Source organism: Paracoccus methylovorus (assembly GCF_016919705.1).
In the GTDB taxonomy this organism is placed as follows: Bacteria; Pseudomonadota; Alphaproteobacteria; order Rhodobacterales; family Rhodobacteraceae; genus Paracoccus; species Paracoccus methylovorus.
This window is the reverse complement of sequence record NZ_CP070368.1, coordinates 1,478,032-1,501,409: the sequence shown is the minus strand read 5'-3', so window position 1 is coordinate 1,501,409 and position 23,378 is coordinate 1,478,032. Positions and strand designations below refer to the sequence as shown.

25 protein-coding genes and 1 tRNA gene are annotated in these 23,378 nt (G+C 62.6%); 6 read left to right on the top strand and 20 right to left on the bottom strand.

Translation table 11 applies throughout. The features are described 5' to 3' along the window. Positions 1–73: 73 nt before the first annotated feature. Entirely contained in the window at positions 74–2,020 is a 1,947-nt protein-coding gene (thrS, locus tag JWJ88_RS07455; RefSeq protein ID WP_205293487.1) for a threonine--tRNA ligase, read from the bottom strand. Between the two features lie 304 nt (positions 2,021–2,324). Continuing rightward, positions 2,325–3,023, bottom strand: a complete 699-nt coding sequence (locus JWJ88_RS07450) for an XRE family transcriptional regulator (protein ID WP_205293486.1) — start codon at positions 3,021–3,023, stop codon at positions 2,325–2,327. A 66-nt stretch (positions 3,024–3,089) separates the two neighbouring features. Between JWJ88_RS07450 and JWJ88_RS07445 the strand changes: the two genes are divergently transcribed. Further along, positions 3,090–3,302, top strand: a complete 213-nt coding sequence (locus JWJ88_RS07445; RefSeq protein ID WP_205293485.1) for a hypothetical protein — start codon at positions 3,090–3,092, stop codon at positions 3,300–3,302. A 668-nt stretch (positions 3,303–3,970) separates the two neighbouring features. Then, complete coding sequence (locus JWJ88_RS07440; RefSeq protein ID WP_205293484.1) at positions 3,971–4,510, top strand: hypothetical protein; 540 nt, start codon at positions 3,971–3,973, stop codon at positions 4,508–4,510. A gap of 56 nt (positions 4,511–4,566) precedes the next feature. On the opposite strand, the gene JWJ88_RS07435 is transcribed toward JWJ88_RS07440, so the two are convergent. The 4 genes from JWJ88_RS07435 to phaC all read right to left on the bottom strand — a co-directional run bounded on the left by JWJ88_RS07435 (position 4,567) and on the right by phaC (position 8,358). Continuing rightward, positions 4,567–4,656: transfer RNA gene (locus JWJ88_RS07435), tRNA-Ser, on the bottom strand. A gap of 50 nt (positions 4,657–4,706) precedes the next feature. Further along, positions 4,707–5,294, bottom strand: a complete 588-nt coding sequence (gene phaR / locus JWJ88_RS07430; protein WP_205293483.1) for a polyhydroxyalkanoate synthesis repressor PhaR — start codon at positions 5,292–5,294, stop codon at positions 4,707–4,709. A 161-nt stretch (positions 5,295–5,455) separates the two neighbouring features. Continuing rightward, positions 5,456–5,929, bottom strand: a complete 474-nt coding sequence (locus JWJ88_RS07425; protein WP_205293482.1) for a phasin family protein — start codon at positions 5,927–5,929, stop codon at positions 5,456–5,458. A gap of 113 nt (positions 5,930–6,042) precedes the next feature. Further along, entirely contained in the window at positions 6,043–8,358 is a 2,316-nt protein-coding gene (gene phaC, locus JWJ88_RS07420; RefSeq protein ID WP_205293481.1) for a class I poly(R)-hydroxyalkanoic acid synthase, read from the bottom strand. Positions 8,359–8,472: 114 nt separating this feature from the next. On the opposite strand from phaC, the gene phaZ reads away from it, so the two are divergent. Then, a complete protein-coding gene (gene phaZ / locus JWJ88_RS07415; protein WP_205293480.1) occupies positions 8,473–9,816 on the top strand; it encodes a polyhydroxyalkanoate depolymerase in 1,344 nt (447 codons plus the stop codon). Positions 9,817–9,863: 47 nt separating this feature from the next. On the opposite strand, the gene JWJ88_RS07410 is transcribed toward phaZ, so the two are convergent. The 9 genes from JWJ88_RS07410 to JWJ88_RS07370 all read right to left on the bottom strand — a co-directional run bounded on the left by JWJ88_RS07410 (position 9,864) and on the right by JWJ88_RS07370 (position 17,082). After that, the gene (locus JWJ88_RS07410; protein WP_205293479.1) at positions 9,864–10,613 is read right to left on the bottom strand and encodes an alpha/beta hydrolase; all 750 of its coding nucleotides are present in this window, start codon (positions 10,611–10,613) and stop codon (positions 9,864–9,866) included. A 103-nt stretch (positions 10,614–10,716) separates the two neighbouring features. Further along, positions 10,717–11,691 carry a contractile injection system protein, VgrG/Pvc8 family gene (locus JWJ88_RS07405; protein ID WP_205293478.1) on the bottom strand — a complete coding sequence of 325 codons (975 nt, stop codon included), beginning with the start codon at positions 11,689–11,691 and terminating at the stop codon, positions 10,717–10,719. 1 nt (position 11,692) lies between these two features. After that, positions 11,693–11,893 (bottom strand): tail protein X, encoded by a 201-nt coding sequence (locus JWJ88_RS07400; RefSeq protein WP_205293477.1) that lies wholly within the window; start codon positions 11,891–11,893, stop codon positions 11,693–11,695. Continuing rightward, a complete protein-coding gene (locus JWJ88_RS07395; RefSeq protein ID WP_240200128.1) occupies positions 11,890–12,342 on the bottom strand; it encodes a phage tail protein in 453 nt (150 codons plus the stop codon). Before JWJ88_RS07395 ends, JWJ88_RS07400 begins: the two co-directional genes overlap by 4 nt. Continuing rightward, complete coding sequence (locus tag JWJ88_RS07390) at positions 12,335–14,335, bottom strand: phage tail tape measure protein (RefSeq protein ID WP_205293476.1); 2,001 nt, start codon at positions 14,333–14,335, stop codon at positions 12,335–12,337. The genes JWJ88_RS07395 and JWJ88_RS07390 overlap by 8 nt, the downstream gene beginning before the upstream one ends. Further along, entirely contained in the window at positions 14,230–14,778 is a 549-nt protein-coding gene (locus JWJ88_RS07385; protein ID WP_240200127.1) for a DUF3489 domain-containing protein, read from the bottom strand. Before JWJ88_RS07385 ends, JWJ88_RS07390 begins: the two co-directional genes overlap by 106 nt. A gap of 93 nt (positions 14,779–14,871) precedes the next feature. Beyond that, positions 14,872–15,096 (bottom strand): hypothetical protein, encoded by a 225-nt coding sequence (locus JWJ88_RS07380; RefSeq protein ID WP_205295155.1) that lies wholly within the window; start codon positions 15,094–15,096, stop codon positions 14,872–14,874. A gap of 486 nt (positions 15,097–15,582) precedes the next feature. Then, positions 15,583–16,809, bottom strand: coding sequence for a DUF3363 domain-containing protein (locus JWJ88_RS07375; protein WP_205293475.1), 1,227 nt, complete (start codon positions 16,807–16,809; stop codon positions 15,583–15,585). Then, positions 16,810–17,082, bottom strand: a complete 273-nt coding sequence (locus JWJ88_RS07370; RefSeq protein WP_205293474.1) for a helix-turn-helix transcriptional regulator — start codon at positions 17,080–17,082, stop codon at positions 16,810–16,812. A gap of 474 nt (positions 17,083–17,556) precedes the next feature. Between JWJ88_RS07370 and JWJ88_RS07365 the strand changes: the two genes are divergently transcribed. Next, on the top strand, positions 17,557–17,844 hold the full coding sequence (locus tag JWJ88_RS07365; protein WP_205293473.1) for a DNA -binding domain-containing protein: 288 nt from the start codon (positions 17,557–17,559) through the stop codon (positions 17,842–17,844). Between the two features lie 192 nt (positions 17,845–18,036). Then, positions 18,037–18,564, top strand: coding sequence for a LysE family translocator (locus JWJ88_RS07360; protein ID WP_205293472.1), 528 nt, complete (start codon positions 18,037–18,039; stop codon positions 18,562–18,564). Between the two features lie 35 nt (positions 18,565–18,599). Here the strand turns inward: JWJ88_RS07360 and JWJ88_RS07355 are convergent, their stop codons facing one another. From JWJ88_RS07355 to JWJ88_RS07340, 4 genes are all read right to left on the bottom strand, one after another. Further along, the gene (locus tag JWJ88_RS07355) at positions 18,600–19,121 is read right to left on the bottom strand and encodes a DUF2285 domain-containing protein (protein WP_205293471.1); all 522 of its coding nucleotides are present in this window, start codon (positions 19,119–19,121) and stop codon (positions 18,600–18,602) included. Positions 19,122–19,167: 46 nt separating this feature from the next. Next, complete coding sequence (locus JWJ88_RS07350; RefSeq protein ID WP_205293470.1) at positions 19,168–19,383, bottom strand: transcriptional regulator domain-containing protein; 216 nt, start codon at positions 19,381–19,383, stop codon at positions 19,168–19,170. 198 nt (positions 19,384–19,581) lie between these two features. Further along, on the bottom strand, positions 19,582–20,109 hold the full coding sequence (locus JWJ88_RS07345; RefSeq protein WP_205293469.1) for an antirestriction protein ArdA: 528 nt from the start codon (positions 20,107–20,109) through the stop codon (positions 19,582–19,584). 496 nt (positions 20,110–20,605) lie between these two features. Beyond that, the gene (locus JWJ88_RS07340; RefSeq protein WP_205293468.1) at positions 20,606–21,031 is read right to left on the bottom strand and encodes a hypothetical protein; all 426 of its coding nucleotides are present in this window, start codon (positions 21,029–21,031) and stop codon (positions 20,606–20,608) included. 462 nt (positions 21,032–21,493) lie between these two features. On the opposite strand from JWJ88_RS07340, the gene JWJ88_RS07335 reads away from it, so the two are divergent. Further along, a complete protein-coding gene (locus JWJ88_RS07335; RefSeq protein ID WP_240200126.1) occupies positions 21,494–22,342 on the top strand; it encodes a calcium-binding protein in 849 nt (282 codons plus the stop codon). Positions 22,343–22,410: 68 nt separating this feature from the next. Here the strand turns inward: JWJ88_RS07335 and JWJ88_RS07330 are convergent, their stop codons facing one another. Then, positions 22,411–23,271, bottom strand: coding sequence for a D-amino-acid transaminase (locus JWJ88_RS07330; protein WP_205293466.1), 861 nt, complete (start codon positions 23,269–23,271; stop codon positions 22,411–22,413). Positions 23,272–23,378 lie beyond the last annotated feature (107 nt).

The window sequence follows — 23,378 nt, the reverse complement described above, 5'->3', positions numbered from 1 at the left end:
GAATGCACTGCGCACCATTGCGACCGAATCATCTTTTGCACCCATTTCGGCAAATTGCCGCCAACCGAAACGTTCAGCGCAGATCCGGCGGGGTGGTCTCGGTGCGCAGCATGGCGATGGCCGATTCGAGCCCGTGGCTTTCACTGCCCTGATGGTCCAGACGGCGGATCGAGACGCTGCGCTCTTCGACCTCTTTCAGGCCTATGGCCATGATGACCGGCACCTTGCCCACCGAATGTTCGCGCACCTTGTAGTTGATCTTTTCGTTGCGGGTGTCAGCCTCGGCCCGCAGGCCGGCGGCGCGCAGTGCGGCGACGACTTCGTGGACGTAATCATCTGCCCCCGAAACGATCGAAGCGACCACGACCTGACGCGGGGCCAGCCACAGCGGCAGCTTGCCGGCGTAGTTTTCGATCAGGATGCCGATGAAGCGCTCGAAACTGCCAAGGACGGCGCGGTGCAGCATGACCGGCATGTGCTTGCCCCCGTCTTCGCCGACATATTCCGCCTCGAGCCGCTGCGGCAGGTTGAAGTCGCATTGGAAGGTGCCGCATTGCCATTCGCGGCCGATGGCGTCGGTCAGTTTGAAGTCGAGTTTCGGACCGTAGAAGGCGCCGTCGCCCGGATTGACCTCATAGGGCAGGCCGAGATGTTCGATGGCGCCTTTCAGCGCGCCCTCGGCCTTGTCCCAGATCTCGTCCGAGCCGACGCGCACGTCGGGCCGGGTCGACAGCTTGATGTCGAACTTCTCGAAGCCGAGATCCTGATAGACCGAGGACAGCAGCCCGATGAAGCCGGCGCATTCCTGTTCGATCTGGTCCTCGGTGCAGAAGATATGCGCGTCGTCCTGAACGAAGCCGCGCACCCGCATCAGCCCGTGCATCGAACCCGAGGGCTCGTAGCGGTGGCAGGAGCCGAATTCCGCCAGTCGCAGCGGCAGGTCGCGATAGGATTTCAGACCCTGATTATAGACCTGAACATGGCAGGGGCAGTTCATCGGCTTGAGCGCGTTCACGCGCTTTTCCTTGGCGCCTTCCTCGTCGACCTCGACGATGAACATGTTCTCGCGATAGGCTTCCCAATGGCCGGACTTTTCCCAAAGGACCCGGTCCACCACCTGCGGCGTCTTGATTTCCTTGTAGTCGGCGCGGATCAGCCGGCGGCGCATATATGCTTCCAGCTCGCGATAGATCGACCAGCCGTTCGGGTGCCAGAAGACCATGCCCGGCGCCTCTTCCTGGAAGTGGAAGAGTTCCATTTCACGGCCCAGCTTGCGGTGGTCGCGCTTGGCGGCCTCTTCCAGCATGGTCAGGTGGGCCTTGAGGTCGTCGCGGTTACGGAAGGCCACGCCGTAGATGCGCTGCAACATCGGCCGCGAGGCGTCGCCCAGCCAATAGGCGCCGGCGACATGGGTCAGCCGGAAGGCATCTGCCGGCACCTGCCCGGTATGTTGCAGATGCGGGCCGCGGCAGAGGTCCTGCCAGTCGCCGTGCCAATACATGCGCAGCGGCTCGCCCTCGGGGATGCGGTTCACCAGCTCGATCTTGAAGGGCTCGCCACGGTCTTCGTAATAGGCAAGCGCGCGGTCGCGGTCCCAGACCTCGGTGCGGACCGGGTCGCGGGCGGCGATGATCTGCTTCATCCGCGCCTCGATCAGGCCCAGATCCTCGGGGGTGAAAGGCTCGGCGCGGTCGAAATCGTAAAACCACCCCTGATCGCGGACCGGGCCGATGGTGACCTTCACATCCTGCCAGAGCTCCTGCACGGCGCGGGCCATGATATGGGCAAGGTCGTGGCGGATCAGTTCCAGCGCCGGTTCGCTGTCCTTGATGGTATTGATCGAGATGTTGCCGCTTTTCCCGATCGGCCATTGCAGGTCGATATGCTGGCCGTCAAGATTGGCCGAGATGGCGTTTTTGGCAAGGCTGGGGGCGATGGAGGCCGCGACCTCGGCCGCCGTTATGCCGGCGGGGTAGTCGCGCGAATTGCCATCGGGAAAGGTGAGGGAGATCTGGGACATGGAGTCCTCCTCGTCGGTTTGGCGCCCACGGAACGCCCGGTTGCGGGTATGTTGCGCGGGTGTGGCGCGATTGCCCGGCGTTGTCAATGCGGCTAGGTGTGCAGGGGGCTTTGCGCCCCCGTTGGGGGGGGATGGAATAAATTAGAATGGGAGGATCGGGCTTGTCTGGAATGGCCGTTGCGGAAGCCCTGCAATTGCTGGGGTCTTTCTGATCGGCTGTTCTGGCTGGATCATGCCGAGGCGGAACATGATCGGCTGGATTAACTTCCGCCAGCTTCCGCCCCCTTCCCGATGCGGAAGCAAATTACCATTCATGGGTTGAGTTCACAACGCGGCCGATAATCTGGATACCGGTATGGTCGGCACCCTCTACCGTGATCGGTGGATAGAGCGGATTCGATGATAGCAATTGGATGCGGTTGCCGGGCAATTTCTGCACACGCTTCACGAAGAGATCGTCGTTGAAACGCACCACATAGACATAGCCGTCGCACAATTCTGTCTGCGCTCGGTCGAGCAGGATCAAATCGCCCTCTGACAGGTCTGGCTCCATACTGTCACCCTTGACCGCGATCACCGAAAGATCGTTCGGCTTCAACCCACGCCGTTCAAGGAACTTACGGTTGAAGGCATAATAGCCGCTGCATCCCTCATCATGGACCGCTGCGCCATAACCGGCACTAGCTTCTACGACGTAGCGCGGAATCGGGACAAAATCTGGAATCGGATGGTGCAAATTTTGGTGGTTACCGGTGAGATATTTTGGCCCCATGCCCACCAAAATCCATGCGGGCGAAGCACCAATTTTTTCGGCTAAGTCAGTAAGAGAGCGCCCATTGGGAAGGCTGACACCCGCAAGATAGTTCTGGATTGTTCGCTCACTAACCTCCAGAAATTTGGAAAATTTCTTTATATTCATATCTTTGTCTTGGGCTAGCTCACGTATTCGGTCAGCGACCACCATTTTCTTCTCTTCCTGCTTGGCTGGACGTGAGGTGGTCACCGCTGCCTATCGTGTTCGCATGGATGCCGAAGCGCGGAAACTGGTGCAAGCCGCACAGGTGGCAGCATGAGCAAGCCTGCATGGGATGCCTCGGAACTGGCGCGGTCGGCGCTGTCCGAACTGACAGAGGTTGAGCGGGTCGAACTGTTCAACTCGATGCTGCAACAGGTACGCAGCATCGAGTTGATTGCCGGACTGCGCAACACCCTGACCGGGCATCTGAACGATCTGATCGCTGATCGCTATGCGGATCATCTGCTGGGCGAGGGTGCGGCATGATCATCCTGTTTGGTGCTTCTGCCGTGGTCTTTGCCTTCATGAGCGGCGTCTGCCTTGGGCCTGTGCGGTTCGGGACGAGGGCGGCGAACTGGTCCTGCCGGCCGGCTGGTGGGTGCTGCCGGGCGCGATCATGGGCGGGTTGCTGATTGCGGCTGTGGCGATCGTGGTCGGCACATGAGCAGCCGGTTCGCCGTTCGGGGCAGCGGGGCTTTCTGGTCCGTGCTGGACGGCGGCAAGGCTGTCGCGACCTTTTCTACCTGGTGGAAGGCTGACGACCATGCCGACCGGCTTGAGCGCAAGGCCCGGGCGAAGTGCCGCCCCTGCCTGACCTGCGGGACGTATTTCGACAGCGAAGGGCCGCACAATCGTATGTGCCCAGCCTGCCGCCAACAATCACTGTATGATGGGACAGCGTAAGAGCCATGGGGCAGGTCGCGCATAAATTCCAGTTGGTCGAAGGTGGGTGCGCAATCCCTGCGGTCCAGTTGATTGAGCACCCAATTGCGCACCCATTGCGCACCCGAGAAAAATGGTTGTCGGTCGCGGCCTTTTCGGCCCTCGCTGGCATAGCCCAGCAGAACGTCAATAAGGCTATCGGAAAGGGTCGCTGGCGCGGCGCTGACCTTATCGTTCGTCAGGTTGAAATCGGTCGGGGCGGCGCGAGCGGCATGGCCCCGCAGGTCCACGTTGACAGCCTGCCGGCTGATCTGCGCGAGGCGTGGTATCTGTCGCAGGGCATCAAGCTGGACGAGGCCGTGGACCCGGCGACCGGCGAGGTGCGCAAGCTGCCCGAGGCGGTCACCCAGCACGATCCCAAATGGGATGAGCGGGTTGCGGTGGCGCAGTGGCGGCTGAACATCATCCGGCAGGTGGCGGCACAACCGAAGGGCAGCCCAGCGCGCAAAGCGGCGCTGGACGTGCTAGCCGGGCAGATACAGGTCCTGCCGGACGGCAAGCGCAAGGTGCTGTCCCGGTCCACCCTATACAACTGGATCGCGGCCTATGATGCTGGTGGGCTGCTGGGCCTGATGCCAGAAACCCGGAAGGATGCCGGGCAAAAGAAGACCATCGTGACGATGGTATGGGACGGGTTCTTTTCCGGCCGCATCACACCACCCGACCATCAGCGGATCGGCGACGATGTGGCGCATTATATCCGTCGTGCTGCCAGTCTCCGCAGGGCGGACCCAGCAGCCAAACCCCTTTGAGATAAAAAGAAAAAAGCCCCGCTGGGGGGCCTCGTGGCAGGTTCGCAACTTGAAAGTGGCGGACGGTGAGGGATTCGAACCCTCGAGACGGTTCCCCGCCTACACACTTTCCAGGCGTGCGCCTTCGACCACTCGGCCAACCGTCCGTGGCGGCTCGTCTAGCGCGACAAAACGCGTTGCGCAAGTCGCAGTTATCTCAAAGTTTCGAAATCCGCTTCTGCAATTCGGCAAGCTGGCGGCGGATCTCGTCCATGTCCTTGGGATCAGAACTGCCCTTGTCGCCGGGGCCGGTCTCGCCCCCTTCCATGTCATCCATTGCGGGGCCGGTGCTGCCTGTGCCCCAACCCGCGGACATGGCCTTCAGGAACAGCTGCTGCTGGCGCTGAAGCGCCTCGAACCCCGGCATCGAGGACATGGGGTTCGGAAAAGTCGAAAGATTCTCCATCATCTTGGACTGACCCTCGCGCAGCATCTCGAAACTGGCAGCCAGGAATTGCGGCACCACCGATTGCGCCTGGGTCGTGTAGCTGCGCACCAGATCGATCAGCACCTCGATGGGCAGCACATTCTCTCCCCTGCCCTCATGCTCGGCGATGATCTGCAGCAGATATTGCCGGGTGAGGTCATCGCCGGACTTCAGGTCGATGATGCGCACCTGACGCCCGGCACGGATAAACCCCGCGATATCCTCAAGCGTGACGTAATCGCTCGTCTCGGTGTTATAGAGGCGGCGGCTTGCATAGCGCTTGATCAGAAGCGGGGTCGTGTTCTGGGCCTCAGCCATGGCTCCTCCGGCAGTGCATTTGCAGCATGATGGGAAATGGTCCGGAAAAATGCAAAGAAAATCGCCTCTCTGCGCCGGAAGCGGCACCGGGCACGCATAGGAAAAGGGGGCAGCGGACTGCCCCCTTGTCGTCAGATGTCGCTAAACCGTGGAGGTCGCGATCAGGCCTTGGTCACGGTGCTGGACGAGGTCGCGGCGGCAGCAGCTTTCTTGACAGCGGCTTGAGTTTCACGCGTGGCTTTTTCGGCCGCTTTCTGGGCGTCCGAGGCCAGGTCCTTGCCGGCGGTCAGCATCAGATCGACGGTGTCCATCTGCACTTTCTTGGCGACTTCGGCAAAGGCAGCCATATGCTCGGCAGCCATTTCGGCGGCGGCGGTGGCGAAATCGCTGACCGCTTTGGCGTATTCGGCCGGCTCTTCCTTGGACGAGGTCAGCTCACCCATGCGGGCGATGGTGTCCTTGGCCCACTGGGACGAGATCTCGGTCGAACGCTCGGCGGCGGCCAGCGCAACCTTGGCCATCCGTTCGCCAAGGGCGGTCTGCGATTTGAAGGCATCCTGGAACGACGAGGTGTCGACCGGGAATTTCGCCATTACTTCTTGCAGGGTCTTCGTAAAGTCAGGGGTCTTGGCCATTTGCTCTCTCCATGATCGGCGCGAAGTGTGAGCACCGGTTAAACTGTTCTGTCCCCCATATACTTTCTGCACTGCAGCATTGCAAGATTTTCTTGCTGCAGTGCAGAAAAATTTTACACTCGCTCGTGAACATAGACGCCGGGAGCCGGGCCGAAACCTTCGGCCGGGACGCGGGCTTCGACCATGCGGCCGGCATGGCCAGCCAGCCATTCGCCCCAGCGGCCCCACCAACTGCCTTCGTGATACTGCGCCTTGTCGCGCCAATGCTGTTCGTCCTGATCAAAGCCCGCAGCCGAGGTGTAATGGCCGTATTTCTTTTTGCTGGGCGGGTTGATGATGCCAGCGATATGGCCCGATTCGGACAGGATGAACGTCTTGTCCCGGGCGCCCATCTGGGCCACGCCACGCCAACTGTCCTTCCACGGCGCGATATGATCGGTCTCGCAAGCGATGGCGCATAGCGGCACGGTCACCTCGCCTATATGCAGGCGATGCCCCATGAGATCGAACCCTTCCTTGGCAAAGCGGTTCTGCTGGCAAAGTCCGCGCAGATATTCCACCGCCATGCGCCCCGGCAGGTTGGTCCCGTCGCCGTTCCAGAACAACAGATCGAAGGCCGGCGGCATCTCTCCCAGCATATAGCTGCGAATGGCCGGGCCCCAGACCAGATCGTTGGCGCGCAGGAAGCTGAAGGTCCGCGTCATTAGTTGCGCACCCAAAATGCCGGTCCGCGATGCCTCTTCCTCGATCCCGGAAACGAAGTCCTCTTGCAGATAGGCGGTGAATTCGCCCTGATCCGCGAAATCGGTCAGCGTGGTGAAGAAGGTGGCCGAGTTCACCCGGTCGTCGCCGCGCTGCTTGAGCAGCGAAAGCGTCAGCGCCAGCGTGGTGCCCGCAATGCAATACCCGATCGCATTCAGCTTTTTCTGGTCGGTCTGGTCAAGAACGCGATCCATCACCTCCAGATAGGCGGCAACGTAATCGTCCATGCCCGTATCGCCATAGCTGGGATCGGGGTTCTTCCAGGCCACCACGAACAGCGTATACCCCTGATCGACGATCCATTTGATCAGGCTGTTCTGCGGCTTGAGGTCGAGGATGTAGTATTTGTTGATCCAGGGCGGAAAAATCACCAACGGAATCTGATGCACCTGTTCGGTGGTGGGCTTGTACTGGATCAATTCGTAAAGCTTGGTGCGCGCGACCACCGTGCCCTCTGTGGTGCCGATATTCTCGCCCACGCGGAAAGCATCGCGGTCGGCCAGCGAAACGATCAATTCGCCGCTGTTCTGCTCGACGTCGCGCACAAGGTTCTCCAGCCCTTTGACCAGACTTTCGCCTTCGGTCTCCAGCGCCTTTTCCAGCGCGTCGGGGTTGGTCGCCAGAAAGTTCGTCGGCGCCATCATGTCGATCATCTGGCGGGTAAACCATTCGATCCGACGCCGATCGGTCATTTCAGGCAGATCGAGGGCGCTTGCAGCCTCTTCCAGCGCCTGAGCGTTGATCTGGTATTGCCGTTTGATGAAATTGAAAAACGGATGCGCCTCCCACAACGGGTTCGAGAAACGCCGGTCCCTTGGCCCTTCGCTGGCCGGCGGCATCAGCGTACCGCGTGCGAGGGCGGACTGTGCCTCGGCGAAATGGCGCAGCGTCTCGCCCCAATAGCTGACCTGCTGGCCCAGCACGCGCTCGGGCTGTTCGGCCAGCAGCTTGACCCAGGCGGTGGTGGCGGTGGTGAACAGTTCCGGCCCCGGCATCTCGACACCCGGGCTGTGCGTGCGCCGCTTGGCCAATGCGCTGATCAGGCGCTGGGTCAGCGATTCGATGCGTTCGATGTTCTGGGCCAGTTGCTCGGGCAAGCGGCTGCCGACCCCAAAGGCCGCTTCGGCAAAGGCGGCGGTGGTGGGGCTGACCGATTGCTCGACCGCCGGGCTGGCGGGCTTTTCGCTCTCACCAAGGGCGGGACTGCCGCCGACGGGTGCGCTCATGGGCGGCACCGAGCCGGGACCCGTCGCCCCCAACGGACGCAGCGCCTCATCGACGGCGCTCAGCGATGCGGCCTCGACCTGTGCCTTTGCAGCAACCTTGGCCGAGGGTTTGCGGCGCGTGCCGGTGCGCGGATCGCTGCGCGTGGCCGTCCGCGCACGCGACACGGGTTTGCGCGTGCCGGATTTGGTGGCGGCTTTTGCCGAAACAGGCTTGGCGCTGGCGGCCTCGGGCTTTGCCGGCGTCGCGGGCGCTGGCGAAGCCTTGGCTGCAGACGGGGCTTTCGCTTGTCGCTTCCGTGCGGGTTTTTCCGAATCGGCTAGCGCGGGTTCAGGTTTCGCGGCCTGGGCCTCGGACCGAATTTTATCCTCCGCACCCCGCTTCTTGCGTGGTTTGGACCCGGCCCCGGTGGCCGCCTCCGGTTTTTCGTCCTTGCCAGCCATAATTGACAATCCTCCATTAACCGTAAAATCATTATGCCTAGCGCAATACGCAGGTAAAGCCGTGTCCTTCCCCGGCAAGGTCAAATCCAGCAAAACTCCAAGGAGAAGGTTTGGATGGCAACGTATAAAGGTTTGAAGGGGATCATCTCCTACGACGCGATGGAGACGATCCGCAACACGAACGAATGGGTCGGCGCCAGTGCGCGCGCCCTTTCGTCCTACCCGGCATTCGCATTGTTGCCGAATCCGATGTTCAAGCTGATGTCGGCCTGGGGCCGGGTGACCGAACGCAGTTTTGCGCGCATGGTTATCAAGCCGGACTGGGAAATCCCGCCCATCGTCTCGGAAGAGGGCCAGGACCATGTCGTCTACGTCGAGCCGGTGATCGAGCGCCCGTTCGGCGATCTCGTGCATTTCCGTGTCGCCCGCCGCGAACCGCTGGAGCGCAAGGTGTTGCTGGTTGCGCCGATGTCGGGTCATTACGCGACCCTCCTTCGCAAGACCGTCACCTCGCTACTGCCCGATTGCGAAGTCTATGTGACGGATTGGCATAACGCCCGCGACATCCCGGTCAGTTGCGGCAAGTTCGATATCGACGACTACACCCAGTATCTGGTCGATTTCATCCGCCACCTCGGCCCCGACACCAATGTGATCGCCGTCTGCCAGCCCGCGCCGCTGGCGCTGGCCGCAACCGCATTGCTGGCGGAAGAGGACCCCAAGGCCCAGCCGCGCTCGCTGATCCTGATCGGCGGCCCGATCGACCCCGATGCCGCCGCGACCGAGGTGACGGATTTCGGCAACCGCATCACCATGGGCGAGCTCGATTACCTGATGATCCAGCAGGTGGGCTTCAAGTATCGCGGCGCAGGCCGCATGGTCTATCCGGGCCTGGCCCAGCTTTCGTCCTTTATCGCCATGAATGCCGAAACCCACGCCAAGGCCTTCCTTGACAAGATATTCGCCGAGGCGCGCGGCCAGGCGTCCGAGGGCGACAAGCACAACACCTTCTACGACGAATACCTGGCCGTCATGGACATGACCGCGGAATTCTACCTCTCGACGGTCGAGCGCATCTTCAAGGAACGAGAGATCGCGAAGAACTGCTTTACAGTGAACGGCAAGCCGGTCGATCTGGGCAAGATCACCGATGTCGCGGTGATGACGGTCGAGGGCGCCAACGACGATATCTCGGCCCCCGGCCAATGCGTCGCGGCGCTGGCGCTGTGCACCGGCGTTCCCGAAAGCCGCAAGACCCAGCATCTGGAACCCGGTGCCGGCCATTATGGCATCTTTGCCGGAAAAAGCTGGCGACTGAACATCCGCCCGCTGGTGCTGGACTTCATCGACGAGCAGGTGCAACCCAAAGGCCAGCGCAGGCGGCGGCGCAGCAGTGGCGGCCCCATCGAGCAAGACGGAAACAGCCCATCCGACCACGACGCCAAGCTCGCGGTCTGACCTCGGCGGCGACAGAAAACCGGGCGCGGGGCCTGCCCGCGCCTTTCTCAGGCAACTCGCGCCAGCACCTCATCCACAGCCGCGCCGATCAACGCCAGACAATCCGGTGTCGAGAAACGGTGATCCGCCCCTTTGACCAGCGTCAGGCGCATGTCCTCGCCCGTGGCATGATCCAGCAGGTCCAGCGCCCATGACATAGGCACATCGGCATCGGCCGTGCCCTGCAGGAAACGCACGGGAAACGGCATGGGCAAGGGCTGGTCCAGCACCAGATGATCGCGCCCGTCCTCGATCAGCCGACGGGTGATGACATAGGGCGCATCACCGTATTCACTTGGCAATTCGACCCTACCCTGCTCCAGCAGCGCCGCACGTTCCGCCTCGGGGAAACCGGCCCAATAGCCTCGCTCGGTGAAATCCGGCGCCGCCGCCACGGTCACCAGCCCGGCCAGACGCTCGGGTATGGTGCGCGCCAGAAGCAGACCGATCCAGCCCCCCATGGACGAACCGACCAATACCTGCCGCCCCTCGGTCAGTTTCTGGACCGCGGCCGTGGCATCGGCGAACCAGTCGCCGATCGCGCCATCCTCAAAGGCGCCCGACGATTCCCCATGCCCGGAATAGTCAAAGCGCAGAAAGGCCCGGCCGCACTTGCGCGCCCAATCCTCCAGCCACAACGCTTTGGTGCCCTGCATATCCGACCTGAACCCGCCCAGGAAAACGACACCCGGCCCCGTCCCTTCGCTGCGATGATAAGCGATGCGCCGCCCCTGCGGCCCTTCCAGAAACTGCGTCATTCTTTCGTGTCCAAAATATCCTGCGGGGGAGTCGCGGAACGCGACGGTGGACGGGACCACAATATTCTGGAACGCGGAACGCGATCAACTGGAATGAACCGGCCTAGTCCGCCCCCGGACGCTCGGCCGAAATCGCCGTACTGAAGCCTCCGCCATCCAGCGTATGAGTGGCGGTCTTGATCGACCAGAGGCCATTGACGCCGGCACGGAAACCGGCAGTCAGAATACGTCCCTCGGCCGCGATCAGCGGATCGCCCGGGAAGCTGGCCTCGAAGGTGTCGTTGCCCCGGGTGATCTCTCGCAACTTTGCATTGGCAGCGGCTTTGGCCTCGTCCTCGGTCTTGTGGATGTGGCGCAGCTTCAGGGCGGGCGACCCCTCGCCGGCCGCAACCTCTTGCCGCTTTGCCTGCATGGTATCCTGCCAGATCGCCATGACGGATTTATAAGCCTCGCGGGTGGTCAGGGTCAGCGTCCAGGTGATCGCGTTACGCTCAAGCACCGGGCGGGGCGGGATAGGCAGGCCGCTGACCGTGCGGCCCTCTCCCTTGCCCATGAACAGAAGTGCTCCGCCCTTGATGCTGAGCAGCGCGTCGTGCTCGCGCGCCATGCGGTCCAGAAAGCTGATATCGCTTTCCTCGGTCTGGTCGATGTGCTCGACCATGACTGCGCCGAACCGCTCGGCGACCTTCGGGGTCAGCCCATGTTCGCCCGCGATTGTGATGACGATATCGCCAAGGGTGATCTTGTCCCAACTGCGGGTCTTCTGATCCTTGATACTGCCACTCAGTTCAGCGGCCTTGGCCCGGATGGTCAGGGTAGCCGGGGGTGATGTCACCATCACCTCATCAGAGGTAAACAGCCCCATGGGGATCAGGCCGGTTTCGCGGTAGCCCAGAAAGACCAGCAACGGTGCGCCTGACGCTGGCAGCTCGATCAGTCCGTCGCGGTCATCCAGAACGATTTCGACGGTGTCGGCCTTGGTGCCGGCCTCATCCGTGATGGTCAGGCCCAGCAGCCGGTCCTTGATCTGGGGCGTGATGTTGACCCCGGCGGCGATGATCTTGAAGTCCGGCGTCATGTCAGTCCCACAGCCGAATGGTCTGCGGCTCGACCGGCTGGGCGGCCGGCAGGTCGATCACAATGCCGGCAGGCAGGACGGGGCCGTATGCAGCCAGGCCGGGATTTGTGTCATAGACTGCCTCGACGCTGTGCGGGTCGCCATCATAATAACGGCGGCAGATCAGATCGACGACATCGCCATCCTTGGTGCGGTATTTCATAGCAGCCTCGCAATGGTCTGGATGGCCGATATTGCGGACATCAGGGCACTGATGCCGCCCCGGTCGCCACCATATTCGGCAATGGTCATGGTGAAGGCGATGACACCAGGAGCACCATCCGCAAAGAACTCGCTGCCTTCGTCCTCGATGCCGGTGATCACCCAATCGCCCAGAACATCGCCGCGCCCGCTGACCAGCAGGAGCGGCCTTCCGCGCCCGGCCAGCAGCCGCATGGCGTCAAGCTGCCGGTAACCGCCCGCGAAATGCGGCAGGATTTCGCCCGACATGGTGATTTCGTCCGAACCGGCCCCGAGGAACTGGCGGGCAGGCTTGCGGCCGATACGATCCTGCTGTTCCCAACGATATTCCGACCGCCGCGCAACCGCCTGCGGTGCGGCGGTGTGCAGCATGAATGGATACGGCCCGAGGATCATCATCACCTTAGTCATGCAGCAGCCGCCGCAGGTCTGCGCGGGCACGGCGGTCTGCCGCGCCCATTTCGGCGCGGATCGCCGCGCGCAATTGGGCGGCGTCCAGACCGCTGCCGTTGATCGCAATATTGTAGTGTGGGGAATAAGTGATCTGGCGGTTGCGGGCGGCGGGGGCGGCGACCGGCGCGGGAACCGGCGTTCCGCCGAAGTCCGGCCCAGCATCGCCGGCCATGACCAAACCGGCCAGGGACCGGGCGCGTTGCGACAGATCGACCAGCCCGCGCAGGGCGTTGTTATGGGCGATGAAGCCGCCCCGGCTCTCATAGCGCAGTTCCGGGCCACGCTCGCCGACCAGCAGCATGCCGGGGGTGAAGGTGCCGCCTTGGGCGCGCGCGGTGACGGTCGGGACGCTGATGCCCGGCATGGCGGCGGGCGGTAGGATAGGAAGGCCATTATTGCTGGCGGTGCCGGTATGGCCGCTGCTGATCGGCCCCTTATGTGCGCCGGTGACCGAGTTGACCGCTGCGGCACCTTTCTCGTTGACCCATTTCAGCCCGTCAATCACCGGCGAGATGATGGCCCATGCCTCGGAAAACTTGCTCGAAATCCAATCAAGCGCCGCGCCCAGGGCGTCCTTGGCCATGTTCCAGCTGGCAACGATGGTATCCGTCACACCTAGGGCGTCGGTGATCGGCTTGATGCCGCTTTCCCACGCGGCCTTAAAGATGCCCTCAATGCCGTTCCAGAGGGTTTGGTAGTAGCCCTTCAGACCGTCCCAAATCCGTTGCAGACCGTCCACCGCGCCAGACAGGTCGCCGGTGAATATCCCGGTGACGAACTGGCCGAAACCACCGAAAATGTTGCGCACGTTGTCCCAGAGCCGCCGGAACCATGCGCTGACCGGCTCCCAATTGCGATAGATCAGATAGGCGGCACCGGCGATGGCGGCGACAGCCAAGCCGATGGGGTTCGCGAGCAGGGCGCGCGCGATCATGGCGATACCGCGCGCTACCAGCGGCAGTGCAGTGCGCAACGCGACGAACACCCGCAACAAACCCGCAATCCCACGAAGGGCAATGCCATAGGCCCGGATGCCGACAGCCAGAACACCATTGAACAACCAGAAAGCCCCGGTCAACGACTGGAACACGATCTGGATGCCCAGCACTCCCACCTTGAGGGCAAAGAGCGAAGCAACCCCGATCCCGATCATTTTGACGATTTCCGGGTTGGCCTGCATCCACTCCGCCATACGCTGCAACATCGGCTGCAACGCTTCGGTCAAGTCCTTGATGACCGACAGCAACGGCATCAATGAGACCGAAATCCGGGTCAGATAGTTACGGAACACCACCAGCTTTGCGGCAGTGGTTTCTGCCACGCCACCATATTCGGCCTGCATGGCCCCTGCATATAAAGCTTCGTCGCCGACCAATTCGAAGGACTGGCGCAGGTTGTCGAGATTGGTAAGAAGGCCCGAGACGGCCGGCGCGGCTTCGGTGCCGACCAACATGTTCAGTGTCGCGTTGCGCTCATAATCAGGAAGCCGTTCAAGGGCTTCCATGACATCAATGATCGCGCCTTGGGCATCGACCTGCATTCGCTTGGCCAGTTCGGTAGCGTCGAAGCCCAGCTTTGCCATCATATCGGATTGCCGCTTGGTTGTGCCTTCGCCCATCGACAGAACGTTGGTGAAGTTCTTCATCGCAGTGGCGGCGATTTCGGCCGACGGGGCAGCAGTGCGGAAAGCCGTGGCCAGAGCGGCGACCTCGGTGGTGTTCAGGCCCGCCGTCATGGCGTTTGCCCCCACACGCCCGATAATGCTGGTCACATCGGCAGCGTTTGCGTTCATGTTGTTCGACAGGTGGTTGACGGCATCGCCCAACTTCATGGTTTCAGCCTGGGTCAGCCCCAACTGTGACCGCCATGTCGCCATCGCCTGCCCGGCAGCCTCGGCCGAGATATCAAAGGCAATGCCCATCTTGCCGGCCGCCTCGGCGAATTCGACCAACTGGCGGCGCTTTCCGGCGCGCGCAGCATGGCGATCAGGGTTGCCTGCTTGGTGCCCTCGCGCGGCGTGCGCGCCTTGGGCGCGGGATCGCTCTCACGCGGGGTGTCCTCCGAGGCCTCCGCGCTCGGCGTTTCGTTGGCGCCCGTGAGCGCGGTCTCGGGCCCCTCCGGCTCGATGCCGATGGCGGCGAGACCGGCGGAGGTGATGTGCAGGAGGATGGCGCGACCGTCCTCGTCGTTGCGCCAGATGCGGTTGAGCGCGGCGTCGGCCTTCGTCTGGCTGTCGGTCAGCGTCTCGGCGACCAGTCCGCGGGAGAGAAGCGCGCCCACCACCTTGACGGCGGCGCCTCCGCGCAGGGAACCGGGCAGCGGCAGGACGTTGCCGTCGTCGCGCTGAGCAGCAGCGCTGAGAATCACGGCTTGAGTATCGGAAAGCTGGGTCATCGGGGTCGTCTCCATGGTCGGGGCCGCGCCCATCGCGGCCCTTCTACGACCCCAAGCCCGCCTCGCGGCGGGCAGGCTTCGGAGAGGCTGGCGCTACTCGGCATGTTCGCCTTCGCGGAATACCATGTCGGTGATCTCCCGCAGCTTGTCGCGGTAGTGGTTCAGGGTGCCGACATGGCCCCAGTGGATCTCGTCGGGGCTGGTCTCGAAATGCTCCGAGCTGAGGGCGGCGAGGTGTTCCAGCATCGCGTCGATCTCGAACTTGGCGGCGATGAAGGCGTCGACCCGCAGCCAGCTGACGTTCGACGCCCCCGGCACGCCCGACACCGAAGCTATCGCGACCCGTGCCCGCGAGGCCGAGCGCGACCGCGTCTCCACCATCTACGATTTGGCCGGGCGGCTGAACCTTGAGCGCAGCTTCGCCGAGGATCTGGTCAAGCGCGGCACCAGCGTCGACGAGGCCCGCCGCCTGATCCTCGATCAGGTCGCCACGAAATCGGGCGAGACTCGGACCTTCGGCCAGGTATCGATCCCGCTCGGAGGCCGCGACGGGCGGATCACCCGCCGCGACGCGGTGGCGAACGCGCTCCTGCATCGCTACAGCCCGACGCTGTTCCAGCTGGAAGACGCTGCGCGTCAGTATCGCGGCATGACGCTGCTGGAACTCGCCCGCGGAAGCCTCGGCAATGCCGGGGTGAACACGCGAGGCCTGTCGCGCGACGAGGTGGCGACGCGGGCACTGCATTCGACGTCCGACTTCCCCGAGATCCTCGCCGCCGTCACCAACAAGACGCTGCGCCAGGCCTACGAGGCCTGCCTGCCCAATTGCCACGACACTGAGCCACCCTGCACGACACCCATTACCTCGCGGCCGAGCTGGCGGTCGATGACTGGCCGCCACGGGACAAGGGTGAACTCGTGGCTCTTTTCCACAACGGCAAACTTGCCGCTGGATAGCTGCACGGTCCCGGTAAACTTGCCGCTGACGTTCTCGCCGTCCACGGCAGCGCGGAACGGCAGCGCCTTGCTCTCGGCCATCTCCGCGCCGACGCGGGCAACCTCCCGCTCGCGCAGCGTGGCGATAAGGCTGCGCCGGTAGAAGATGCGGCCGTCCCGCGCTCGGGTGGCGTCGCCCTGTTCGATATGATGCTCGCGGCGCTTGTCCATGGCCTCGCGCACCTGCTGCCCGAAGCCGGCCGGTGCAAGATCGGCCGTCTCGCCATGGATCAGCCGCCGGTCGAGCCAGGTCGCACCGTTCGCGCCGATCTGCTTGTTCACATCGACGGGGGACAGGACGCGAACGCTGGCCTGCCGGTCGCGGCCTGCATCATAGGCGGCGGCGCGGCTGACCAGATCGCCGGGGATACGCCATTGGTCGGCGTCGATCCGCTCGACGATCCCGGCCCGGCGCAGCGCCTCCAGCCGCCGCACATGGGCATCGAGATAGCCCTCATAGTCGCCGCCCGGAACGCGGCCCTCGAACTTCGCCTGCTCCAGATGGCGGCTCGGCCGATAGATGCCGTCCTCGGCAATGGCCGTGATGGCGCGGTCGGACGGCCGGGCCGTCGCCTCGGCCGGGCCCATCTGGACGACGCTACCAATGCGGGCGTCCTCCAGCCGCTCGGGCGCGATGCCGGCGATGTGGTGGGTGCGGCCGTCGATCCCGTCCACCACAACGGTCAGGTTCTCCCCCATCTCGTCGGACAGGTGCTTGTCCACAACGCGCCCGACGATAGCCGTCTCGGGCGCTCCGTCATGGATTTGGAAGCTCATGGGATCGCGTTCGCCGCCCTGCGGGCCGAGCGCCTTCTGCATGGTGCGGATAATGTCGCCACGCTCGCCAAGCTCGCGCAGGGCCGGCTCCATATCCTTGCTCAATTCCCAAACGGCGGGCGCGTGCTCGGCCGCAAGCCCCGTCTTCTCCAGCTTGCCGCGCCTGCGCAGGCGCAGCGTTCGCTCGAACTGCCGCCTCGGCTCTGCCGGTTCATGGCGCAGGTCGAGGAAACGGGCATGGTGATCGACACGCCGCATTCAGAGCTTACTCCGCTCTTCAGGCGTCAGGGGGCGCGCTGGAAAGACCGTGCCGGCGTCCTTGTCACTGGTGGATTTGCGCGTGCCGATGTCGGCCCAGGACTGGAGATCCTCGACGGTATAGAGGACGCGGCCGCCGATTTTGCGATAGGTCGGACCGGTCCCGTAAGTCCAGTGTTTTTCCAGCGTGCGAAGAGAAATACCGAGGAAACGTGCAGCTTCCTGAGTGCGCAGCATGCGCGGTGGCATTTCCGTGTTGGGGCGCTCGACCATGAGATCACCTCCGGTTCGTCAGGTTGATGCGGCTGCCGGAGACGGCGGCGCGCTATGGCGAACCATGGGAAGTGATCGGCGGCGTGTAGCGTGCCGCATTTGCGCCTATGCGCTGGCGGCACCCCCTGGGAGGGTGTGCCGCGTGGCTAATAGTTGAGGGATTTCAGCGGCTCATTGCCTGCCGCGCCGAAAAGGCAAAGACATTCACGCGCGGCTCGGCGAAGGTTGTGGGTGGAGCAGACGCGCTGCTCTGGGGCGTCGAAACCCCTCTGTTACCGGTTGGTGCCGGCCGTGACGGCATCAAACTCCTTGACCTTATGGTCGGGGAGCCTGTGGCGTATACAACAGGCTTTCCGAGCTAAAGGCCATGGGGCCGTGTAACAGCGGTTTCGAACTCCCCGATCACCAAGAGTCAGAGAGAATCGTTTGCGGGGACGCACCGCAGACAAAGCCTCTCGGATACGGGGAATGACTATGAAAGTGCCCGTTGAACTCGATCCCGATGTGGATGACGAAGCACCAACAGGCGATGCCATAACCGCCTACGACGAACGGCATTTCGTGACCTATCTGCGGCTTCTCGATGCCAAGGCCGAGGGCGCGGACTGGAAGGAAGTCGCGCGGATCGTGCTGCACCGCGATCCGGTGGCCGAGGAACTTCGGACCTATCGCTGCTGGCAAAGTCACCTCGAACGCGCACAATGGCTTTCGCGTGAGGGCTATCGGAAGATACTGGAGCAGGCGGCAGCCAACAAGGCGTGAAGATCGGTGTTGTCTAAGCGAGGATTTCAGCTTGCTTCCTGTCGCCGGTTCCGAGATTTTTGCGATCAATACAGAAGCGGGAAAACGACATGCTCTTGGAAAATTTTCAACACCTTCTGCTTGTCTATGCTGCATATGTGATCGCAGTCGCCAGCCCCGGCCCCTAGCACCATGGCTATCATGGGAGCTGCCATGCACCAAGGACGCGCGGCGGCCGTGGCATTGGCTCTAGGTGTCGTGACTGGCAGCATGTTTTGGGCGATATTAGCCGCAACCGGCCTTTCCACTGTTCTGACCGCCTACGCCGAAGCTATCTTTGCGATCAAAATCGCTGGTGGTCTCTACCTGCTGTGTCTCGCCTACAAATCTGCAAAATCGGCCCTGTCGAGCGACGCCCGGCAGGCGAAAGCTACCCCTCTTGCGAATAAGGCGACGCTCTACCGCAGGGGTGTCCTGCTTCATCTATCAAATCCAAAGGCAATTCTCGGATGGATCGCGATTATGTCGCTTGGATTGCGGCCTGATGCTCCCTCATACACCTTTCAGGCCATCATAGTGGGGTGTGCTGTTCTCGGGCTTCTTATTAACGTCGGTTATGCGTTGGTTTTCTCAACGATGTTGATGGGGCGAGCATATCAGAAATCCCGGCGTTGGATTGAAGGCTTACTCGCCGCGATCTTCGGATATGCCGGTATCCGTCTTTTGCTATCGCGGCCATAAGCGCCCCGCCTCTCGCATATAATCGCGAAGGCCCATCACCGCTTATCGGGCTTGATCGGATAGTGGAGCAGCAGGCGATAGCCGCCGCGCATCATCTTGATACCGTGCGCGACCAGCCGGCGGGCCTTGTTCTTGCGCGGATCGGTCTCGAAATCCTCCTTGGTGCCGCGAAAGCCGAGCAGGACTTCGGCGATGGTGCGATAGCTTTCGCCGCGCAACCGCGCGTCAAGCGCGCGCAGGGACAGAATATGCCATTGCCGGAGCTGGGCGGGAACGGCCCGGAAGTCGGGACCGGGCGCACGGCCGTTGAGGGATCGCAATAGACGGCGGGCGGCGTGAGCGCGCAGCTCCAGAAAGGAATCCATCGGTAGGGTGATGGCATAGAAGGCGGCGGCGTCCGGCACCGCCTCGGGAAGCCAGAATTGATGTGCGACGCCATCGACCTGCCAGATGCCGTGCCAACCATCGGCTGCGCGGCGCAGGTCGAGGCCGTCGAGATGCGCAAGCGTCAATATCGGTTCGGTGTCGCCGTCCTTGTGACTGACCGGCGGCAGCATCATCGCTTGCGGTTGAAGGCTCGGCGTCCAGATCGGGGATTGCTGGTCATGCGGCGCGTCGGGATCGCACGGGAAATCGCAAGCCCCAGCGATGCGCGAACGCTTCAAGGTCGCGCCCGGTCGGCTGCCCGGTCGATTCGATGGTCTGGAAGTCCTGACGATATTCGTCGTTGCGGCGCAGGTATTCCCAAGCGAAACCGGCGGCCGGAATGTGCTTCACGTGCCTGTATGCCGCCGGCAAACGCCAGTCGATGCCAAGCATGGCGTCACCTCCCAAAGCCGGGGCGTGCGAGGCAACGCCCGGACCAGAGAGATTCAAGTATTGTTTGAAGTATTAGGAACCGTTCAAATCAGATACGTTGAGCGACTAACCTGATCATTATTGGTTATTTTCTTCTTAACACTATCGTCGCCGTCTGGCTAGTCGCCCGCCCGCAAGTGCGGACAGGCGACCATGTTTTCACCTGTTGGAAAACACATGCACCTCGCCGTGCGCCGTCCCGATGGTGAACAGGTCGCCGCCCATCTCGGCGTCGCGCGCCATCGCGTCCCAATCGACATAGTAGCGCAGCGCCTCGGGGATCGTGACGCTTTCGGCGGTCAGTTCCTCCATATAGTCGGCAAGGCTGGCGAACTTACCATGATAGCAGTCCTCCAAGGTGGATTCCGCTTGGTCCATGTCGGCGCTGAACTGCTCCAGCAGGCCTGCGCCGAGTGCGCCATGCTCTGCGACGAACGCGGCCATCCGCGCCACGCTGTCGATGCCGGCATATTCGGAGATGCTGACGCCCTCGAAGCCCTCATAGTCGTGAATGGCGTATTCCTCCGCATCCTCGACGGGGGAACGGGCAAGCATCGCGGCAATCTCGTCCCTGATCTGGTCGGTGTCCTGATCCGCGTCGATCCAAGCCCCATGCAGATAGCCGCTATTGTAAGCTGCAAGACAGGCAACATAGATGCGGGGGGTGCTGTGGGATACGTTGGTCATGTCTCTGATCCTCGGGTCTGAAGGTCAGCGAAGCGGAACGCCGCGCCTGACCTTCTGGCCGTCGCCGAGACTGGGGTAGCAACGAGCAAGGGCGGCCGGGATGGAGGGGAATCACCCGGCCTGCACAAGCGAAGCGCGGAAGGCTGGGGATACCGTCCCGGACGGTTCCACTTACCTTGCTGGCGCGAGGGCAACGCCCTTAGTAAAACTAATCAGTCAGTCGCTGCTTCGCGGCGTCATTGTTAGGTTTCTGGCGCTGGAAACAGATGGTGCGCGCAGGGCCATCGGCTTTCGGAGACGACGCGAAGGCGGAAGCCGGTCGATGCCGCACTCGCCTTCGTTCGATCCCTGTCGGCAAAGTAGGCCACTGCGGCGCGGCGATAGCCGCGCCGGCCCGGAGGCGAACGCGCTTCCAAATTGCGCTGTAGAGAGCTGGAGGGCCGCTATGAAAAAGCCCCGGCGCTCTTGCGCCGGGACCGCATTTCATACCTTCATGTCAACGGGCAAGCGCGGGGCTGGAGGGCAACGGTGCGGCCAGTCGCATCAAAGCCGACACGCCGACGAAACCACCGCCGACAAGATAGAAGATTTGCCGCCAGATTTCAGAGGGCACCGCCTCTTTGGTGACGCCATAGACCAGCGCATAGCCCGCGACGGCGGCGGGTGCGGCAAAGATCAGCGCCACGATCAAGCGAAGGATGGGAGTGAGCAGCGTCTCAAACAGCAGAGCGAGGATGCCAAACGCCACGCCAGCGGCAACGAGGCCGACCAGCCCGGCACCTATCACGCCGGAGCCGGTCTGATAGGCGAATTGCGCAGCAGTCAATCCGAGCATGAAGGGCAGAGCATAGACTGCGAGCTTATAGGCCACGACGCAAAGGACGGCGACTAGCGCCACGCTCATCAACATCACGGCTACCATGGTTCTGCTCCTTCCCGGTCCGCGCGGATTGCCGTTGTGTCGCTCCTGCGGTTGGGCACGGACAACATAATGCCAACCCGTGCCTCGCCTGTCGACCATTGGTGGCTTTCATGTGTCATTTTGGAGGGCTATAGCGTAGGTGTAGTTCTCCGTTTCTTCGTCTCCCGCTCGCCGGTTCTCCCCATCACCATATCCAAAATAATCTCTTAAGGCGCATTGCAGCACTGACGTAGACCGCTCAGGTGCTCTTTCCGTTGCCAGAAATGCTGACAATGAATCGTGGTCGCCGATATAAGCGGTTCACGCAGTGGCCGGCCAGTGCCATGATTGCCCATCCGTGCTGCGGGCGGGCGGCGCTCTGCGGTAAATTTACCCCATGGGTATAGGCGGCAAGCTTGCGGGCGGTTGCCGGGCGGGGCGGGGCCGGTCTATCCTGCCGCCGACCGTTTCGGAGAACTTATGATGAACCAGACCATTTTCCTGATGCTGGGCCTGTTGGGCCTTGTCGGTATCGGCTCGGTCGTGTCGAGCAACGATGACGATCATGCGCCCGAAGGGCCTGCCGACGATCCCAGGTTGCATGGAGATGCGCTGATCTCTGGAACCGAAGAGGACGACGTCCTGACCGGCACCGATGGCGATGACGGCATTCAGGGGCTGAACGGGAACGACCTGATCGACGGCGGGGCCGGCGACGACCTGATCAGCGCCGGCTTTGGCGAAGATACGGTCCTGGCCGGTCCGGGCGATGATGAGATCGCCTTGGGCGGCGACGACGACCTTTACGGCGCATATGATCTGGGCGCGGACGAGGGCAACGACACCATCGACGGCGGCACCGGCGACGATACGATCATCACCAATCTGGGCAATCACTCGATCACCGGCGGCAATGGCGACGACCGGATCGAGGATCACGGCGGTGCCGTCTTTATCGACGGTGAAGATGGCGATGACCTGATCCTGTCGCCCGACGCCTCGGACCCTGATCGGCCTGACACGCTGCTGGGTGGTGCGGGCAATGATACGATCCACGCCGGCGCTGGCGATATCGTCGACGGTGGCGAAGGCGCCGATCTTCTTGTGCTGCGCAGCGATGCGGGTGGGGCGGCCGACATTGTCTATGACCGGGGCGACGAAATCACCATCACCCTGGCGCAGGACTATGCGGGCGTCGAGGAACATGAGCTGGTGCAGGACGGCGATGATGTGCGCGTGGTGCTGGATGGCGAAGACATCGCCATTTTGCGCGATACGCTGACGCGCGACGTGAACACGATCAACGTGGTGCGCGAGACCTTGGGAAACTGATCCGAGGTTTTGCGGAATGAAAAAGGCGCGCGGGTTGCCCTGCGCGCCCTGACTTCTACGGGCCGGAATCAGACGGCGGTTTTGCGCGATTCTTCCAAGTAAAGTTCACGCAGGCGGGCGGCCACCGGGCCGGGTTGGCCGCTGCCCAGTTTTACGCCGTCAACCTCGACCACCGGCAGCACGAAAGCCGAGGCCGAGGTAAAGAATGCCTCGTCCGCCGCCTGCGCCTCTTCGATGGTAAAGGGGCGTTCCTCGATCTGCATCTGCGCCTCGGCCGCAAAGCGCAGAAGCGAAGCGCGGGTGATGCCGTGCAGGATGTCGTTGGACAATTGACGGGTGATGATCCGCCCGCCCTTGACGATATAGGTGTTGTTCGAGGTGCCCTCGGTCACGAAACCATCTTCGGTGAACCATGCGTCGTCGACGCCGCGATGCTTGGCCTCCATCTTGGCCATCGAGGGATAGAGCAACTGCACCGTCTTGATGTCGCGGCGATGCCAGCGCAAATCGGGGATCGAGATCACCCGGATGCCGGTTTTCGCCTGCGGATTATCGGCCAGACCCGGCTTGGATTGGGTGAACATGACCACCGTTTGCGGTGTGTCCTCGGGCGGATAGGCGAAATCGCGGTCGCCCGGATTGCCGCGCGTCACCTGCAAATAGATCATGCCCTCGGTGACGTCGTTCAACTCCAGCAGCTTGCGGTGCGCCTCCAGCCATTCGTCGTCGCTGAGCGGATTACCCATTTCCAGCTCGGCCAACGAGCGGGTCAGGCGCTTCATATGGCCGGCGAAATCCAGCAGCTTGCCATCAAGCACGCTGGTCACCTCATAGACGCCGTCGCCCATCACGAAGCCGCGGTCGAAGATCGAGACCCTGGCTTCGGTTTCCGGCAGATAGTCGCCATTCAGATAGACGGTGCGGGTCATGTCATTCTCCTATCCCAAGCGTCGGCGCCGCGTTGTCCCAAGCGGCTTGCCGCGCGGTCCTGCGCCGAAAGCGGCAGGGCGTCAAGATGCCCGATTTTCCGCAGGTG

Excerpts from the sequence above, each read along its gene's own strand:
- JWJ88_RS07405 (WP_205293478.1), bottom strand. The coding sequence starts at position 11,691 with ATGACGCCGGACTTCAAGATCATCGCCGCCGGGGTCAACATCACGCCC.
- JWJ88_RS07330 (WP_205293466.1), bottom strand. The coding sequence starts at position 23,271 with ATGACCCGCACCGTCTATCTGAATGGCGACTATCTGCCGGAAACCGAA.
- JWJ88_RS07355 (WP_205293471.1), bottom strand. The coding sequence starts at position 19,121 with ATGCTGCCGCCGGTCAGTCACAAGGACGGCGACACCGAACCGATATTG.
- JWJ88_RS07360 (WP_205293472.1), top strand. The coding sequence starts at position 18,037 with ATGCACCAAGGACGCGCGGCGGCCGTGGCATTGGCTCTAGGTGTCGTG.
- JWJ88_RS07345 (WP_205293469.1), bottom strand. The coding sequence starts at position 20,109 with ATGACCAACGTATCCCACAGCACCCCCCGCATCTATGTTGCCTGTCTT.
- JWJ88_RS07445 (WP_205293485.1), top strand. The coding sequence starts at position 3,090 with ATGAGCAAGCCTGCATGGGATGCCTCGGAACTGGCGCGGTCGGCGCTG.
- phaZ (WP_205293480.1), top strand. The coding sequence starts at position 8,473 with ATGGCAACGTATAAAGGTTTGAAGGGGATCATCTCCTACGACGCGATG.
- JWJ88_RS07425 (WP_205293482.1), bottom strand. The coding sequence starts at position 5,929 with ATGGCCAAGACCCCTGACTTTACGAAGACCCTGCAAGAAGTAATGGCG.
- JWJ88_RS07365 (WP_205293473.1), top strand. The coding sequence starts at position 17,557 with ATGAAAGTGCCCGTTGAACTCGATCCCGATGTGGATGACGAAGCACCA.
- thrS (WP_205293487.1), bottom strand. The coding sequence starts at position 2,020 with ATGTCCCAGATCTCCCTCACCTTTCCCGATGGCAATTCGCGCGACTAC.
- JWJ88_RS07410 (WP_205293479.1), bottom strand. The coding sequence starts at position 10,613 with ATGACGCAGTTTCTGGAAGGGCCGCAGGGGCGGCGCATCGCTTATCAT.
- JWJ88_RS07395 (WP_240200128.1), bottom strand. The coding sequence starts at position 12,342 with ATGACTAAGGTGATGATGATCCTCGGGCCGTATCCATTCATGCTGCAC.
- JWJ88_RS07370 (WP_205293474.1), bottom strand. The coding sequence starts at position 17,082 with ATGGTCGAGCGCCCCAACACGGAAATGCCACCGCGCATGCTGCGCACT.
- JWJ88_RS07400 (WP_205293477.1), bottom strand. The coding sequence starts at position 11,893 with ATGAAATACCGCACCAAGGATGGCGATGTCGTCGATCTGATCTGCCGC.
- JWJ88_RS07340 (WP_205293468.1), bottom strand. The coding sequence starts at position 21,031 with ATGGTAGCCGTGATGTTGATGAGCGTGGCGCTAGTCGCCGTCCTTTGC.
- JWJ88_RS07385 (WP_240200127.1), bottom strand. The coding sequence starts at position 14,778 with ATGACCCAGCTTTCCGATACTCAAGCCGTGATTCTCAGCGCTGCTGCT.
- phaR (WP_205293483.1), bottom strand. The coding sequence starts at position 5,294 with ATGGCTGAGGCCCAGAACACGACCCCGCTTCTGATCAAGCGCTATGCA.
- JWJ88_RS07375 (WP_205293475.1), bottom strand. The coding sequence starts at position 16,809 with ATGCGGCGTGTCGATCACCATGCCCGTTTCCTCGACCTGCGCCATGAA.
- JWJ88_RS07335 (WP_240200126.1), top strand. The coding sequence starts at position 21,494 with ATGAACCAGACCATTTTCCTGATGCTGGGCCTGTTGGGCCTTGTCGGT.
- phaC (WP_205293481.1), bottom strand. The coding sequence starts at position 8,358 with ATGGCTGGCAAGGACGAAAAACCGGAGGCGGCCACCGGGGCCGGGTCC.
- JWJ88_RS07440 (WP_205293484.1), top strand. The coding sequence starts at position 3,971 with ATGGCCCCGCAGGTCCACGTTGACAGCCTGCCGGCTGATCTGCGCGAG.
- JWJ88_RS07350 (WP_205293470.1), bottom strand. The coding sequence starts at position 19,383 with ATGCTTGGCATCGACTGGCGTTTGCCGGCGGCATACAGGCACGTGAAG.